This window comes from Kocuria gwangalliensis (genome assembly GCF_039544365.1).
Taxonomy (GTDB): Bacteria; Actinomycetota; Actinomycetes; order Actinomycetales; family Micrococcaceae; genus Kocuria; species Kocuria gwangalliensis.
Window position 1 is genome coordinate 1 of the sequence record NZ_BAABLN010000069.1, and the last position, 14,572, is coordinate 14,572.

12 protein-coding genes and 1 pseudogene are annotated in these 14,572 nt (G+C 62.6%); 5 read left to right on the top strand and 8 right to left on the bottom strand.

Translation table 11 applies throughout. The features are described 5' to 3' along the window. The first annotated feature begins 174 nt into the window (after positions 1-174). From ABEA06_RS13885 to ABEA06_RS13895, 3 genes are all read left to right on the top strand, one after another. Positions 175-744, top strand: coding sequence for a hypothetical protein (locus ABEA06_RS13885; RefSeq protein WP_345311883.1), 570 nt, complete (start codon positions 175-177; stop codon positions 742-744). Positions 745-755: 11 nt separating this feature from the next. Beyond that, positions 756-905: a hypothetical protein gene (locus ABEA06_RS13890; protein WP_345311884.1), complete on the top strand. Its 150-nt coding sequence runs from the start codon at positions 756-758 to the stop codon at positions 903-905. A 180-nt stretch (positions 906-1,085) separates the two neighbouring features. Beyond that, a complete protein-coding gene (locus ABEA06_RS13895) occupies positions 1,086-1,715 on the top strand; it encodes a hypothetical protein (RefSeq protein ID WP_345311885.1) in 630 nt (209 codons plus the stop codon). A 184-nt stretch (positions 1,716-1,899) separates the two neighbouring features. On the opposite strand, the gene ABEA06_RS13900 is transcribed toward ABEA06_RS13895, so the two are convergent. After that, a complete protein-coding gene (locus ABEA06_RS13900) occupies positions 1,900-3,681 on the bottom strand; it encodes an NAD(P)/FAD-dependent oxidoreductase (protein ID WP_345311886.1) in 1,782 nt (593 codons plus the stop codon). Positions 3,682-3,934: 253 nt separating this feature from the next. Between ABEA06_RS13900 and ABEA06_RS13905 the strand changes: the two genes are divergently transcribed. After that, positions 3,935-4,885: a helix-turn-helix domain-containing protein gene (locus ABEA06_RS13905; protein WP_345311887.1), complete on the top strand. Its 951-nt coding sequence runs from the start codon at positions 3,935-3,937 to the stop codon at positions 4,883-4,885. A gap of 38 nt (positions 4,886-4,923) precedes the next feature. Here the strand turns inward: ABEA06_RS13905 and ABEA06_RS13910 are convergent. The 7 genes and pseudogenes from ABEA06_RS13910 to ABEA06_RS13940 all read right to left on the bottom strand — a co-directional run bounded on the left by ABEA06_RS13910 (position 4,924) and on the right by ABEA06_RS13940 (position 13,509). Beyond that, positions 4,924-6,547: pseudogene (locus ABEA06_RS13910) on the bottom strand (AbgT family transporter). A gap of 185 nt (positions 6,548-6,732) precedes the next feature. Next, positions 6,733-7,542, bottom strand: a complete 810-nt coding sequence (locus ABEA06_RS13915) for an HpcH/HpaI aldolase family protein (protein ID WP_425559541.1) — start codon at positions 7,540-7,542, stop codon at positions 6,733-6,735. An 8-nt stretch (positions 7,543-7,550) separates the two neighbouring features. Further along, positions 7,551-8,336, bottom strand: a complete 786-nt coding sequence (hpaH, locus tag ABEA06_RS13920) for a 2-oxo-hept-4-ene-1,7-dioate hydratase (protein ID WP_345311889.1) — start codon at positions 8,334-8,336, stop codon at positions 7,551-7,553. 114 nt (positions 8,337-8,450) lie between these two features. Further along, positions 8,451-9,617 (bottom strand): 3,4-dihydroxyphenylacetate 2,3-dioxygenase, encoded by a 1,167-nt coding sequence (hpaD, locus tag ABEA06_RS13925; protein ID WP_345311890.1) that lies wholly within the window; start codon positions 9,615-9,617, stop codon positions 8,451-8,453. Between the two features lie 111 nt (positions 9,618-9,728). Further along, a complete protein-coding gene (gene hpaE, locus ABEA06_RS13930) occupies positions 9,729-11,240 on the bottom strand; it encodes a 5-carboxymethyl-2-hydroxymuconate semialdehyde dehydrogenase (RefSeq protein ID WP_129702447.1) in 1,512 nt (503 codons plus the stop codon). 40 nt (positions 11,241-11,280) lie between these two features. After that, on the bottom strand, positions 11,281-11,958 hold the full coding sequence (locus tag ABEA06_RS13935) for a GntR family transcriptional regulator (RefSeq protein ID WP_259917645.1): 678 nt from the start codon (positions 11,956-11,958) through the stop codon (positions 11,281-11,283). A gap of 39 nt (positions 11,959-11,997) precedes the next feature. Continuing rightward, entirely contained in the window at positions 11,998-13,509 is a 1,512-nt protein-coding gene (locus ABEA06_RS13940; RefSeq protein ID WP_315277144.1) for a fumarylacetoacetate hydrolase family protein, read from the bottom strand. 637 nt (positions 13,510-14,146) lie between these two features. Here ABEA06_RS13940 and ABEA06_RS13945 point away from each other — a divergent pair. After that, positions 14,147-14,506, top strand: a complete 360-nt coding sequence (locus tag ABEA06_RS13945; RefSeq protein WP_345311891.1) for a hypothetical protein — start codon at positions 14,147-14,149, stop codon at positions 14,504-14,506. The last annotated feature ends 66 nt before the right edge of the window (positions 14,507-14,572 follow it).

Consider the following 14,572-nt stretch of genomic DNA (forward strand, 5'->3'; position numbering starts at 1 on the left):
GACCCCATACCGCCTGCGGCGACCAGCCCCCGGCCTCACGCACCCCGGACCGTGTCAACAACGTCACGCCCTCTTACAACTAGTCCGTTACCCGACTGAGTCCCAGGTCACAGCTTGATAACTTAAGCAAATTCACTATTGCAAAACGGCTTCAGAGGGCCCACCCTATGTGACATGACTCACATGAAAGCCCGGTTCTGGGCTACTTCCCTCGAACTCACCGCTGCTGTCGCTCTCACCGGATGCGGGGCAGTGGCCGCCGCTCCGGCCACCGCCTCACCCGCATCACCCACAGCATCTGCACCGGCTGCGGCGCCGTCGTCCCCCACCGCGCAAGCCTCGACCCAGGGACCCGGCGGCTATCCCGTGGTGGCTCCGGAGAACTCACCCCAGGTGGGTCTGGATCCGAACGGCAAGTACGCCCCGGGACTGAAATTGGCGTCCATGGATCAGGGGCGGCTGTTCTTCGCCTACCCGCAGAACTGGGACGTCATTGCCACGTCGGACACGTCCATGAGCATTCGCACCCGAGACGGCTCCGTCGAGGGCGGAATTGAGATCCGCCAGGCCGGTGCCCCTGAGCCCGACATGCCCCAGATGACCCACACGCGCACCGTCTACGGCCAGGCCCAAGGACCGGATCACGCCGCGAACGTAGTGGTGGGCCGGACGGACCGTACAACACCGATCGGCTCAGTTGGCGCCTGCAGGACCCGACCGCCGGCGGATCCGGCCTGGCCCTGAGTGACGGGCGTGTGGTCGACGTCCAGCTGTACTCGATCATCGGCGAAGGGACTCCCCCGCTGACCGGCGATCAGATCGAGCAGGTCATCGACGAAATCCCCAACCACCCGGATCACCTCGCGGCCCAGAACATCGTGGGAACCGTTCACCACTTGGGCTGACATCGCACCGGCAGGGAGAAGCCGGGGCAGAGAGGACCGGGGATCGCACACGCGATCCCCGGTCCTTCTCTGCGTTCGGGCGGCGCGACGTCCGGCCCGGATGCTTACGTTTTACGCGGTTCGGTGCCAAGATTGCAATCAACGAGTGTCATGGATGACACCCCTGATGAGGAGGCAGCAATGTCCAAGCGACCCGAGAATTCCGACCCCATTGCTTCGGCCGACCAAATCGACGATCCCGACCAGCCCGTGAGCCGCAACGACGACCACGCGACGGATCAGCAGGAACAGTCCGACGACGACCCCGACCACCCCGAGCATTCCGTCCGCCATCACCGCACTCACCGCACTCACGGCGCCACCGCTGCCGACGCCGCTCACTCCGACGAACGTGCTGCCCGCGGCAGTGGCAAACCGCCCAAGGTCCTCAAGGAGACGGGCTTCCCCAATGTGGACGCCGCCGAGGTCGCGGCCCAGCACGGTCACGACGTCAATTCGTCCTCCATGGCTGCGGGGCGCAAGTTTCAGCCGCCCGCTGGCCGGAAGGACCCCAACCTCCCCAATCTCCCCCCGGCCGGTCAGGACTTCCACGTGAGCGAAGACCGTGAACTCAGTGACGGGGCTCGTAACGACCGGGACAATGATGGCTCCGAGGCGGAGTCCTATGGCACCCCGGAAAACACGGGTGGGCCCGAGCCCATCACCCACTCACGCGCCGTCGAGGAACGCGTGCAGCAGCAAGAGCACGACTTCGACCTGGAGGTCACCGAAGAAGGCGAGCGCTACATCACGCCCCACAAGGATCACTGACCCGCCTCTCGCGGTCCACGTGTGACTTAAGGTTCCGTATCCCCGATTCCAACGCCGGAATCGGGGATACCGAACCTATTTTCGTGGGTGGGCCGCGCCGACGACGCCGCTCGGGTGCCGTCAGTCGCAATCAGCGGGTTGGCGAGCCCGATAGTCTCGCTCCCGCGTTGAAGGAGGACTCGAGCTAGCGCGAATGGTGGGATTCTTCCAATCCGTAAACAGGTGTCGGAAGCCCCTCCATCCTCGCCTTGAGCTGCAGGGCAAGGTATTTCGAATAGTGACGACTTTGATGGAGATTACCACCGTGGATCCATAAGTGTTCGACATTGGTTGGTTTCCACATGTTGCGCAGTTCTCCCTCCCATGGACCGGGGTCACGAGTGGTTTCAGAACCCATTCCCCAGCATTTACCTACCCGGTCGGCTACTTCCGGTGATATTAAATCTGCCAGCCACGCATTCATAGACCCGTAACCCGTGGCATAGACAATCAAATCGGCCGGAAGCTCGGTGCCATCTTCAAGAATGACGCTGTCGGAAGTCAGGTGACTGACCTGACCCCGTACCAGTTTTACCTTTCCGTCGATGATCAACTGGGAAGCCCCCACGTCGATGTAGTAGCCCGAGCCACGGCGAAGATATTTCAGGAAAAGGCCTGATCCGTCCTCACCAAAATCCAGCTCGAATCCTGCGTCCTCTAAAGCCGCATAGAAATCATGGTCCCGCCGAGCCATCTCTTCGAAGGCCGGCCGTTGCACATCCGGCAGGAGCTTGTACGGCCAGGATGCAAAGAGCATGTCCGCCTTTTCTGTCGTAATGCCCTGCTCTAACGCTTCCTCCGAGTAGAGCGGTCCAAGAGCCAGCTCCATGAGCGATTCGCTACGGGAGATATGGGTGGAGGAACGCTGGAGCATCGTGACATCGGCGCCGTGCTCCCATAAATCAGCACAGATATCGTGCGCTGAATTGTTCGATCCCACGACAACAGCTTTCTTCCCAGCTTGCGCACCTCCCCCGACATGTTCGCTCGAATGATGCTGCTCACCCCTGAAGACATCACTTCCATCAAATTCTGGGGTGTTTGGATATCCAGACACACCCAGGGCGAAGACGAGTTCAATTGGATGGAGAACCAACTCATTGCCATCTCTGTTGACTGTTACATTCCATCGCCCGTCACTAGCATCCCATGAAGCTGAGAGACACTCTGTCTTGGGCCAGTAATTCAGCTCCATGATGTCGGTGTAGTGCATCAACCAGTCCGCAATCTTGTCCTTTGACGGAAAGACGGGCCAGTCATCAGGGAATGGCAGGTAAGGCATATGGTCATACCAGACCGGGTCGTGCAAATGAAGCGATTTATACCGATTTCGCCAAGCATCGCCGGCTTGGTCGTGACGGTCGATAACGATGGCGGGGATATCCAAGCGACGAAGGCGGGCGGCTAGGCCGATACCTCCTTGTCCACCTCCGACGACTAGACAAAACGGTTGTTCCGTCCGACCGAGGGACTGTTCCCTGGCATGACGTTTGTCAAGCCAGGTTTCTCGATCCCTCGTTACCTGATGCGCTGTCCCCCGCTCTCGATGCGGTCCGCGGCGTTCCTCGTACCCTTTCAACTCCTGCAGCGTCGTCAGCAGGGTCCATGCCTTGCCATCGCGCAATCGTAGATACCCCCATCCTCTGCCGAGTTGGGTCTCGAAAGTGATCCATGTTTCTGTGACTCCATCCTCGCTCGCCAAGGGTGGTTCTTGAATGGCCCAAGAAGAAGCCCGCACCCTTGAGAGGGTCTGAGACAGCATGTCTCGAATCTGATCACGGCCCTCCATCGTTTTCAGATTCCATGTAAAAGAAACAAAATCTCTCCAATATCCGTCCGGCTCAAACAGTGAGACCGCGGATTCGACATCCTGCGAGGAGATTGCCTTGTCGAAACTGGTGAGCCATTGCTGGACTTCGCTGGTCATGCGAATCTTCCTCCGAGGAATAGCGTCAGGATGGGTCCTGCTCGCCTGGACTTTGTGATGAGTATTACTAGTATCGGGTGGACGTAGTTACAGAAGCGTTACCTGATGGGGAGACGGGATGCAGATGTCACACTTATCCACTGAAAGGTTCGCGCGCCAGTGGCAGGGCTGCCGTGAAGTCGGCCTTGACCGAGGTCTCGCGAGTTCGCGGACCATGCTCGCTCGTGCGGATTTGGTCGAACGACAAAGGGCTGTGCCATTCAACAGCCATGTAACTGCCTTGTCCGGCTTATGCCGAGTGATTACCGAATCAGATCAACCTGTGGTGGTGATCCTGACTGATGCTGAGGGAATCGTGCTCTGGCGGTATGGGTCGCGCAATGGCCTTGTGAACGCAGACGCCATCGGATTCGTAGAGGGTGCGGGATGGGGCGATCACGATGTTGGTACTAATGCAATAGGGCGCACTTTGGCAACGGGCGCACCTGTGAGCATGAGGGGGTATGACCATTTCGCGTATTCACATGGCCTGTGGGACTGTCAGTCATCTCCGATTCGTAACCCGTTGACCGGTCTGTTGATAGGTGCTCTGGACATATCCACGCCAGCAGGAACATCATCTGTTGAAGGACGAGGGTTCGTCGATGCCACCTCTCGTCTACTGGAAACTATGCTCCTCGGGGCCGCGCCCGTAAACAAGGGTTCAAAGGCACATTTGCGTCTTTTCGCGGACCCGCCCCAAATTCAGTTCCCGGACGGAAGACAAGCCGATATTCCGCTCAACATGGCAGAGATTTTAAGCCTCTTGATTCTTCAGCCCGGTGGCTGCAGTGCGGACGAGTTGGCATTCCAGATCGGCGGAGACAAAGGGCAACCGGGCGCGATCAGAACTCAAATTCATCGGTTACGGGTACGGCTGGGCGACATTATTCAGAGCGGGCCATACCGGATCGAGTCATCCGAAAAAGTTGACTCAGATCTCCACAGGGCATTGAACGCTTTGGAACGAGGCGACCACGAGACCGTGCTGGACGTGATGACCCAACCCCTGCTGAAGCGATCCCCCATCGTCGACCTACGTACCTGGGCTCAGCGGCTGGCGCACCTCACAGATGAACTGGTCATTCGCGCGGGATCGCCGCAGCAGCAAGCGCGATGGAAGCTAACTCGGATGTCATTCGATGATGCCTGGACAGTCTCCTAACGAGGCAAACGACGTTACGCGGGCGCCATCGTGGGCAATCAGCGGGTTGGCGAGCCCAGACCCAACGGGATGCCCAGGCCCCACCACGCGAGGAAGAACAGGAACCAGACCACCAGCATGGCCAGAGACACCGGAATGGTCAAAGACATCAACGTTCCGATGCCCGCCTTGGGGTACCAGCGCTGCACGAACCCCAGGGTCATGGCGAAAAACGGGTTCAGCGGGGACACCACGTTCGAGGGAGAGTCGCCGATACGGAACAGCATCTGCGTAGTCTCCGGCGGGATCGACAGGTACATGAACATGGGAACCACCACGGGAGCGGTCAACGTCCACTGCGCGGAACCCGAAGTGATCAGGATGTTGAGAACGGCCACGATCAGTACGAACCCTGCAAACAACACCACGGTGGGCACCCCCGCATCGCCGAGGAACTGCGACCCCTTGATGGCGAGCACCGTGCCCATATTGGACCAGTCGAACCACGCGATGAACTGGGACGCCGCGAAGAACAGCACGATCAGCGGGGCCACCTGGGTGATGGCCGAAGCCATCATGGGCGGAATGTCCGAGGGCCTGCTCAGAGTTCCCGCGACCCAGCCGTAAACCGAGCCGCACAGGAAGAACAGCAGGGCGATCGGAACGGCCACGCCGCTGATCAGCACGGAGGTCAAGGGCGTTCCGTCCTCACCCGGGAACGGGGTGTTGGGCATGAACATGAGCGTGAAATAAATGGCCAGGCCGATGACGAGAGCAATCATCGCGGCGTAGAGACCCTTGATCTCGCGCTTGGACGTCACTGCCAAGTTCTCGGAGGTCATGGTCGCGGCCTCGTCTCCGGAACTCTGCTCAGCTCGCTCACTGGCTTCGTTCTCGTCGAGCTCGTACGTTTCGAAACGCTTGGCCAACTTGGCCAGCACGAGTTCGGAAACCACAGTGATGGTCAGTGCCAACACCACGGCGGACGCCGCCGAGAAGAAGTAGTTGGCAATGGGCGAGACCGTGTACTCGGGATCCACGAGCTGCGCCGCGGACTGCGTGATACCGCCCAGCAACGGGTCGGTCAGGTTCACGAGCAGCGACGAATGCGATTACGGCACCCAGCACGGCGGAGCGTCCGGCTGCCTTGAACGCCGCAGCACCCAGGGGAATCAGCACCACGACGATGGCGTCCGAGGCAACGGAGCCGGTCACACCGGCCAAGGCCAGGACGAAGGTCAACCAACCGGCAGAAACACGCGAGACCACGAGCTTCACTGCGGTGTTGATCAGGCCGGTGCGTTCGGCCACGGCCACACCCAACAGCACGGTGATGACCACTCCGAGCGGCGGGAATGTGGCGAAGTTCTCCACGGCCTCACCCACCATGCGCTGCGCGCCCTCGGGGGTCAGGAGGTTTTGAACTGCGACCTCTTCACCGTCGGCGGGGTTCACCGCGGTAATGCCGACACCCGAGAGCACGGCGGACAAGGCAACCACCGCGCCCGCCAAAATGACGAACAACCAGAACGGATCGGGCAGCTTGTTGCCCAGCACCTCCACGACGCTCAGTGCGCGGATCATGGGGCCGTTTTTCTGTGGCTGTTCCGCCGTGCCATCCGCCGCGCTCGAGGATGAGCCATTGGTCTTGCTCGCCGTGCTAGCGGCCTCGGTTTCAGTCATGAAGTTCTCTCATCGGCTGTCGGGTCGAAGGGGCGCCGCGCTCATGCCCGAGTGCCCCACGACACTATCAAGACAGGAATCAAGTCGTGCCACCACGTCATTGACCCGGGTCAATCGGGTGTACATGACGCGCGTCACGGGTTGCTTGCGCTTCGAACCCGGTCCGGGCCCAGCCGGAGCCGCGCCTACTTCTGGAACGCCTCCAGCAGGGCCCGGCTGCCGTTGGCGAGCAGAGCGACGTCGGCGCCCACGTTCACGAAGTCCGCGCCCGCGGTCAGGTAGTCCCGCGCCTGGTCCTGGGCGAACGCGTTGACGCCCACAAACTTACCCGCGGCCTTGACCTCGGTGATCACGTGCTTGACGGCGGCCACCACCTCCGGGTGGGTTTGCTGCCCGAGCAGTCCCATGGAGGCGGCCAGGTCCGACGGGCCGATGAACACGCCGTCGACCCCCTCCACAGCCGCGATCTCGCGGATGTTCGCCACGGAGTCCGCCGATTCCGTCTGCACGATCAAGGTGATGGTTTCGCGCGCTCGCGCCAGGTAGTCGGGGATGCGGTTCCAGCGGCCGGAGCGGGCCAATGCGGAGCCGACGCCGCGCACACCCTGTGGCGGGTAGGCCACCGCCCGCGCCGCGGCCTGAGCCTCCTCGACCGAATCGACCATGGGCACCACCAGGGTCTGAACGCCCAGGTCCAAGTACTGCTTGATGAGCACCTCGTCATTGGCGGGAACCCGCACCATGCCCAGCGTGGGGTAAGCGGCCACCGCGCGCAGCACCGACTGGATGGTCTCGAGTGACAGCGGCGAGTGCTCGCCGTCGATGAGCAGGTAGTCGAAACCGGTGCCTGCCAGGATTTCGGCGGCGGTGGGATCACCGGAGGAATGGAAAATCCCGATTACCGGTTGCTCGCCGTCCGCCAGCGGAAACAGGTCCCTGAGGCTCGGCAGCGCACCCGGCAGGTTGGCCGCGCCCTCGGCGCGGAAGGACTGCATCAAATCGTTTACTCGAAGCGACATGTAATGGCTCCCAAATTTCCGTAGTCAGCGTGCACGGTGTCGCCGGGGTGGACCCACATGGGTTTGGTGAACGAACCGGCCAGGATGATGCTCCCGGCGGGCAACGAATCGCCGTGCGCGGCCAGTTTATTGGCCAGCCACACCACGCCGTTGGCCGGGTGGTTGAGTACCGCGGCGGCCACGCCGGTGTCCTCAAGGGTTTCGTTGCGGTACAGCAGCGCCGAGACCCAGCGCAGATCCACGGTCTCGGGGGCCACCGGGTTACCGCCGTAGACCATGGCGCCCAGGGCGGCGTTGTCCGAGATGGTGTCCACAATGGTGCGGCCCTCCATCTCAATCCGTGAGCTGAGGATCTCCAGGGCCGGCACCACGTATTCGGTCGCACGCAACACGTCGAAAATGCTCACGTTCGGACCCGTGAGTTCCTCCTTGAGCACGAACGCCAGTTCCACCTCGATGCGCACGTTCGAGTACCGATCGTGGGTGATCACGGAGCCGTTCTCGTAGACCTGATCGGCGAAAATCGCGCCGTAATCGGGTTCGCTGATGCCCGTGGCCTCCTGCATGACCTTGGACGTCAGGCCGATCTTGCGGCCCACCAGGCGGCGCCCGGATTCCTCACTGCGGCGGCGCCACTCGTTCTGCACCGCGTAGGAATCCTCCACGGTCATCTCCGGGTACTGCTGCGTGAGCCGCGGAATCATGGTGCGGTCGCGTTCGGCCGCAGCCAGATCGTCCGCGATCTTGGTGATGCGTTCCTGCTCCAGCATGGGGTCTCCCTCGCGTTGGTCGGGTTTCACTGGCGACGACGCCGCTCGGCCGCCGCGGGCGCGGAACGGCCCGGCGGCGTCGTCGGCGTCAAAAAAGTGGCGAAAGGTGAGTGATCAGAGCTGGTTACCCAGCTTGTACTCGCCCTTCTTCCACTCGGGCATGGATTCTTCGCCCTCGGAGGCGCGGGTGTAGGAGAAACCGTCCGCGCCGATGGTCGCTGCCATCTCGGACTCGTCCGTGCGGGCAATGACTTCCTGGGGGTTGCCGTCCAGGTCGAGCACCAGGGAGGCCTCGGTGTACCAGGAGGGGACCACGGGGGTGCCCCACCAGTCGCGGCGCTGATTGTCGTGGACGTCCCACGTGACCACGGGGTTGTCCGGGTCGCCGGTGTAGTAGTCCTGGGTGTAGATCTCCACGCGGTGACCGTCCGGGTCGCGCAGGTAGAGGTAGAACGCGTTGGACACACCGTGGCGGCCGGGACCGCGCTCGATCTTGTCCGACTGGCGCAGGGCACCGAGCTTGTCGCAGATCGCCAGAATGTTGTGCTTCTCGTGGGTCGCGAAGGCTACGTGGTGCATGCGGGGGCCGTCGCCACCGGTCATGGCGGTGTCGTGCACGGTGGGCTTGCGGCGCATCCACGCGGCGTAGACGGTGCCCTCTTCGTCCTGGATGTCCTCGGTCACGCGGAAGCCCAGGTCCTGCATGAACTTGGTGGCGCGGGGAACGTCCGGGGTGACCTGGTTGAAGTGGTCCAGTCGCACCAGGGCGCCGGGGGTGTAGAGGTCGTAACGCCAAGCCAGGCGTTCCACGTGCTCCACGTCGTAGAAGAACTCGTACGGGAAGCCCAGCGGGTCCTCCACGCGCACCGAATCCCCGATGCCCTTGGTGAAGCCCTCCTTGTTGCGCTCCACGCGGCAGCCGAGCTCCTCGTAGAAGGCCACGGCCTTGTCCAGCTCTTCCGGACTGCGCACGCGGTAGGAGAATGCCGCCACGGCGGCCACCGGGCCCTGACGCAGCACCAGGTTGTGGTGGATGAACTCCTCGATGGAGCGCAGGTAAACGGTGTTCTCGTCCTCTTCGGTCACGGTCAGGCCGAGCACGTCCACGTAGAAGTCACGGGAGACCGACAGGTCGGTGACCACGAGTTCCATGTACGCGCAGCGCAGGATGTCCGGCGCGGGAACCGAAGGGGTCTTGACGGGGTTGTCGGTGGAGATCGGGGCTTCCTGGGATACGTAGAAGCCCGAGGACGTCATTGTCCGGTCTGCGGGATTCGTCATGATGGTTGTCCTTCGTGATGAGGGTGATCAGGTGGTGGGGTTCGAAAGTTTCACGTGCAGTGTGCTTGCGTAGCCGCGGGCCGGTCGCACTGACCGACCCGCAGCGCAGAGTCAGTCCTGCTTGCCGAAGACCGGGTTGTGGACCTCGCCCAGGTTGATGTGCACGGCCTGCTGGTCGGTGTAGAAGTCGATGGAGCGGTAGCCGCCCTCGTGACCCAGGCCGGAGGCCTTCACGCCGCCGAACGGGGTGCGCAGATCACGCACGTTGTTGGAGTTCAGCCAGACCATGCCGGCCTCGACGTCCTGCGCGAAGTTGTGGGCACGCTTCAGATCGCTGGTCCACACGTAAGCGGCCAGACCGTACTTGGTGTTGTTGGCCAGCTCGAGTGCTTCCTCATCCGAATCGAACGGAGTGATCGCCACGACCGGACCGAAGATCTCCTCCTGGAAGATCCGGGCCTCCGGCTTGACGTCCACGAACACGGTGGGTGCCACGTAGTTGCCGGTCTCGAAGCCCTCGGGGCGACCACCGCCGGCCACTAGACGGGCCTCGGACTTGCCGAGCTCCACGTAGGACATGACCTTCTCGTAGTGCTCCGGGTGCACCAGGGCGCCCACCTCGGTCTTGGGATCCGAGGGCAGGCCCACCTTTACGCGCTTGGCCTGAGCCGCGTAGCGCTCCACGAACTCGTCGTAGATCCCGCGCTGAACCAGGATGCGCGAACCGGCGGTGCAGCGCTCGCCGTTGAGGGAGAACACACCGAAGATGGTGGCGTTGATGGCGGCTTCCAGATCGGCGTCGTCGAAGACGATGGCCGGGGACTTGCCGCCCAGCTCCATGGACAGGCCCTTGAGGTAGGGGGCCGCGTTGGCAAAGATGATCTGGCCGGTGCGGGACTCACCCGTGAAGGAGATCAAGGGGACGTCCGGGTGCTTGACCAGCGAGTCGCCGGCGTAGCCTTCTTCGCCATAGCCGTTGACCAGGTTGAACACACCGGCCGGGACGCCGGCTTCCTCGAAGATGCCCGGCCACAGGGAGGCCGAGAGCGGAGTGAACTCTGCGGGCTTGAGCACCACGGTGTTACCGGTGGCCAGCGCGGGACCGAGCTTCCAGGACTCGAGCATGAACGGGGTGTTCCACGGGGTGATCAGACCGGCCACACCGATGGGCTTACGGTTCACGTAGTTCACCTGGCGGCCGGGGACCTTGTAGGTGTCATCGCTCTGGGCGACGATCAGGTCCGCGAAGAAACGGAAGTTCTCCGCAGCGCGGCGCGCCTGGCCCAGTGCCTGGGTGATCGGCAGACCGGAGTCGTAGGACTCCATGGCCGCCAACTGGTCACCGCGGGACTCCACGATGTCCGCGATCTTGTGCAGCACCCGCGAGCGCTCGCGGGGCAGCATCTTGGGCCAGGGGCCCTCTTCGAACGCGGTCTTGGCGGCGGCCACAGCGGCCTCGATGTCCGCCTTCTTACCGGAGGCGGCCTTGATGTAGGGCTCGTTGGTGACCGGATTCAGAACATCAAAGGTGTCTCCGTCAATGGAATCCACCCATTCGCCGTTGATGTAGTGGCGGATGGAATCGGGCAGGCCCTGGGGCTTGGCATCGGTGTTCGTAGTCATGTGAGTACTCCCAATGTGTGTGCTGGGTGTGGACGGTTGGTCAGTTGGTTCCGCGGCTGTTGAGGTAGCTGCGCAGCGTGGCGGTGCGGTGTTCGCGCACTGCCTTCTCCACGGCGTCCGCGGGGGCGTGGGTCTCGATCAAGTGCAGGATCTGGTAGTGCTCGTTCACGGAAGCGCGAGCGCGGTTGGGCACGAAAGAGAATGTGGAGGTGCGCAGGTGATTCAGGCGTTCCCATTCCACGGCGATCATGTCGTTGAGGCGCTGGTTGGGGCACCGGCACGCCAGAATCTGGTGGAACTGGTGGTTGACCGCGGTGAAGGTTTCCGGGTCGAAGTTCTCCAGTGACTCCTCGAGCTTGGCGTTGAGTTCGCGGGCTTCGGCGAGTTCTTTCGCCGTGAGGTGCGCCGCGGATTGGGCGGTGGCCGCACCCTCCAGGATCCCCAGGGCCTCCATGGAGTAGCGGTACTGCTCACCGTCCACCATTGCCACCCGGGCGCCCACGTTGCGTTCGAACGTCACCAGCCCTTCAGCCTCCAGCCGACGGATCGCTTCGCGCACCGGCACCACGGACATGCCCAGGGTTTGGGCAATGTTCGCGAGCACCAAGCGGTATCCGGGCGTGAACGCCTGCTCCAGGATCTGCACCTTGATCCACTCGTAGGCATACTGGGCCTTACCGGGTTTCTGAGTTGCTTCCGTACGAGCCGGGGTGGTCATGGGTTGTCTCTGTCCTTGATCAGTTCCGTGTCAGCCGGTTCAGTTACCCGGAACCGGGTTCTCGGCCAGCCACTGCTGGAACTTTTCTTTCCACTCGCCGGTGGGCGGGAACAGGCCGTCGACGGGGTTGCCCTCGGCCACGCGCTCGGCCACCCAGGCGTCCTCGTGTTCCTTGGCCAGTGCCGCGTCCACGACCCCCTGGGCGATGTCGCGCGGGATCACGATCACGCCGTCGTCGTCACCCACGATCACGTCGCCGGGCAGAACGGTCGCGTTGCCGCAGGCCACGGCGATGTCCTGGTCCCACGGGACGTGACGGCGCCCGAGCACGGCGGGGTGTGCGGTCTGGGCGAAGACCGGCAAGCCGATCTCCTTGACTGCCTCGTAATCGCGCACGCCGCCGTCGCTGACCACACCTGCTGCGCCGTTGAACTGCGCGCGCAGGGCAAGGATGTCGCCGAGTGTTCCGGAACCGGCCGATCCGCGGGCCTCGATCACGATGACTTCACCCGGGCCCACGGCGTCGAAAACTCGCTTCTGGGTGTTGTACCCGCCGCCGTGGGATTTGAAGAGGTCCTCGCGATTCGGGACAAAGCGCAGCGTCTTGGCCGTGCCGACCATCTTGGTGCCGACCTTCTGCGGGTAGACGCCCTCGATGACCACGTTGTTGAGGCCGCGCTTGCGCAACTCCGCGGACAGGCCAGCGGTGGGCGCCTGCTCGAGCTGGGCGCGCAGGTCCTCGGGCAGGCCCTTGCTTTCTTCGGCCGGGAGACCGGCCTGTTCGCGGGAGCCCCACGCTTCTTCGCGCTGCTTATCGTCCACGGCGGGCATTGCGCCCAGGTTCGAATCGAAGCTCGCGGTGCCCTCGGTGACGCGACTGATCAGGCGGCCGGTGCTCGGAGCGCCGTCGGCCTGGGGTGCGTCAACTTCAATTTCGACGACGTCGCCCGGCTGGGCTACCGACGATCCCGCCGGGGTGCCGGTCAGGATGACATCGCCCTCTTCGAGCGTGACGTGCTGGGAGAGGTCCGCGACGAACTGGGCAAGCGGGAAGATCATGTGGTCGTCGGCGGTGACGTCGTCCTGAACTAGGTCGCCGTTGACCCACGTGCGCACGCGCAACTGGTCCGGACTGACCTTACGGGCGTCGATCAGCTCGGGGCCGACCGGGGTGTAGCCGTCGCGGCCCTTATTGCGCAGGTTGGAACCCTTGTCCGCGGCGCGCAGGTCGTAAACGCCCCAGTCGTTGGCGGCGGTCACAGCGGCAACGTGGTCCCAGGCGTTCTCCAGGGAGACGTTCTTGGCTGGCTTGCCGATCACCAGGGCGATCTCGCCCTCGTAAGCGAGCAGCTCGGTGCCCGCGGGGCGCTCCACCTCTGCGCCGGAACCGGCCAGGGAGCTGAAGGGCTTGATGAAGTACGAAGGAACCGCCGGCTTGCGACCGCGCTGTGCAGCACGGGATTCGTAGGCCAGATGCACGGCGATGATCTTGCCCGGCTTCACCGGAACTGCCGCGACCTGGGAAGGAACGTTCTGAGTGCTCTCAGTCATGGAGCCTCCTCTGGTTATCCTCGGATGTTATTCGAAATCGTATATTATCTGCGGCGGGGCGACAAGGGTTGATCGCGCTGTTTGCTCACGAGACGGGCGTGGAGTAACTGAAAATCGCTGGAACTACGCGATTTGATCGTATCCAACTTGTACACGCTTTGACTAGTTGTTGCGGGGTCTTCTTCGCGGCGTGTATGACATGCGCCACTGCCGATGGCCACCCGTGGCCCAGGAAGCGTTCACTCAACCCCAGGCCGGCCAAGCTGACTGTCCCATACTTGCCCTTTGTCGACGTTTACATACGTGTTGGCCGATCGAATACTTGAAGCGTCATGTAGATTTCGAAATTATTCCCAGCGCAACCCCGGAGTCAGACATGCCCTACGTTCCTACCCACCCCTCACCTGCACCTCAGAAAAAGAAGGTGTGGCCGTGGATCCTGGCAGCTATAGGCGCCGTGGTACTCCTCGTCCTCACGCTGATCATCGGAATTGCGGTGGGTAAAGTAGGTAGTTCCTCAAATGGGGAAACAGAGGAGCCTGTCGCGGCAGCCCCGAGCGTCGCACCCGCCAACGAGGCTCCCGCGTCAAGCGATGAAGCCTCTCCTGCCTCACGTTCCGATCTTCAGACTCCCCAGATGGCCGGGCTGACCGACCGGGGAACCATCCCCATGGTGCCTGGCTCTTCAATCACCACATCAACCCCAGAACATGGTGAACTTGCCTCGATGATGGTGCATTCGATCGAAGTCGATCCCGTCTGCACCGGGCCGTACGCCCGGCCACCCAAAAATGGGCACTTTGTAGTCATGGATGTATCTGTGAAGGTTGCACCTCAGAGCACCTTGAGCGCAGCGGGGAATTACTACCCCTCCGTGAGTTTGCGTCAGGGAGGGTTCCGCGCGGTGGACAATGACGGCAATGTAACGCCAGGCAATGACATCATCGGCAACGGCTACGGATGCCTCCCTGAAGAAGACACGGCGCTTGACCCCTGATCTTGGACACGCGGAATCCAGCACGATGCTGGGAGAAGCGAGAATCCAAGGATGGCCAGGAAGAAC

What these genes read in the sequence shown, in the direction of transcription:
- ABEA06_RS13915 (WP_425559541.1), bottom strand. Translation starts at nt 7,542, where the DNA reads ATGCAGTCCTTCCGCGCCGAGGGCGCGGCCAACCTGCCGGGTGCGCTG.
- hpaH (WP_345311889.1), bottom strand. Translation starts at nt 8,336, where the DNA reads ATGCTGGAGCAGGAACGCATCACCAAGATCGCGGACGATCTGGCTGCG.
- ABEA06_RS13885 (WP_345311883.1), top strand. Translation starts at nt 175, where the DNA reads ATGACTCACATGAAAGCCCGGTTCTGGGCTACTTCCCTCGAACTCACC.
- ABEA06_RS13940 (WP_315277144.1), bottom strand. Translation starts at nt 13,509, where the DNA reads ATGACTGAGAGCACTCAGAACGTTCCTTCCCAGGTCGCGGCAGTTCCG.
- ABEA06_RS13935 (WP_259917645.1), bottom strand. Translation starts at nt 11,958, where the DNA reads ATGACCACCCCGGCTCGTACGGAAGCAACTCAGAAACCCGGTAAGGCC.
- hpaE (WP_129702447.1), bottom strand. Translation starts at nt 11,240, where the DNA reads ATGACTACGAACACCGATGCCAAGCCCCAGGGCCTGCCCGATTCCATC.
- hpaD (WP_345311890.1), bottom strand. Translation starts at nt 9,617, where the DNA reads ATGACGAATCCCGCAGACCGGACAATGACGTCCTCGGGCTTCTACGTA.
- ABEA06_RS13900 (WP_345311886.1), bottom strand. Translation starts at nt 3,681, where the DNA reads ATGACCAGCGAAGTCCAGCAATGGCTCACCAGTTTCGACAAGGCAATC.
- ABEA06_RS13945 (WP_345311891.1), top strand. Translation starts at nt 14,147, where the DNA reads ATGGCCGGGCTGACCGACCGGGGAACCATCCCCATGGTGCCTGGCTCT.
- ABEA06_RS13895 (WP_345311885.1), top strand. Translation starts at nt 1,086, where the DNA reads ATGTCCAAGCGACCCGAGAATTCCGACCCCATTGCTTCGGCCGACCAA.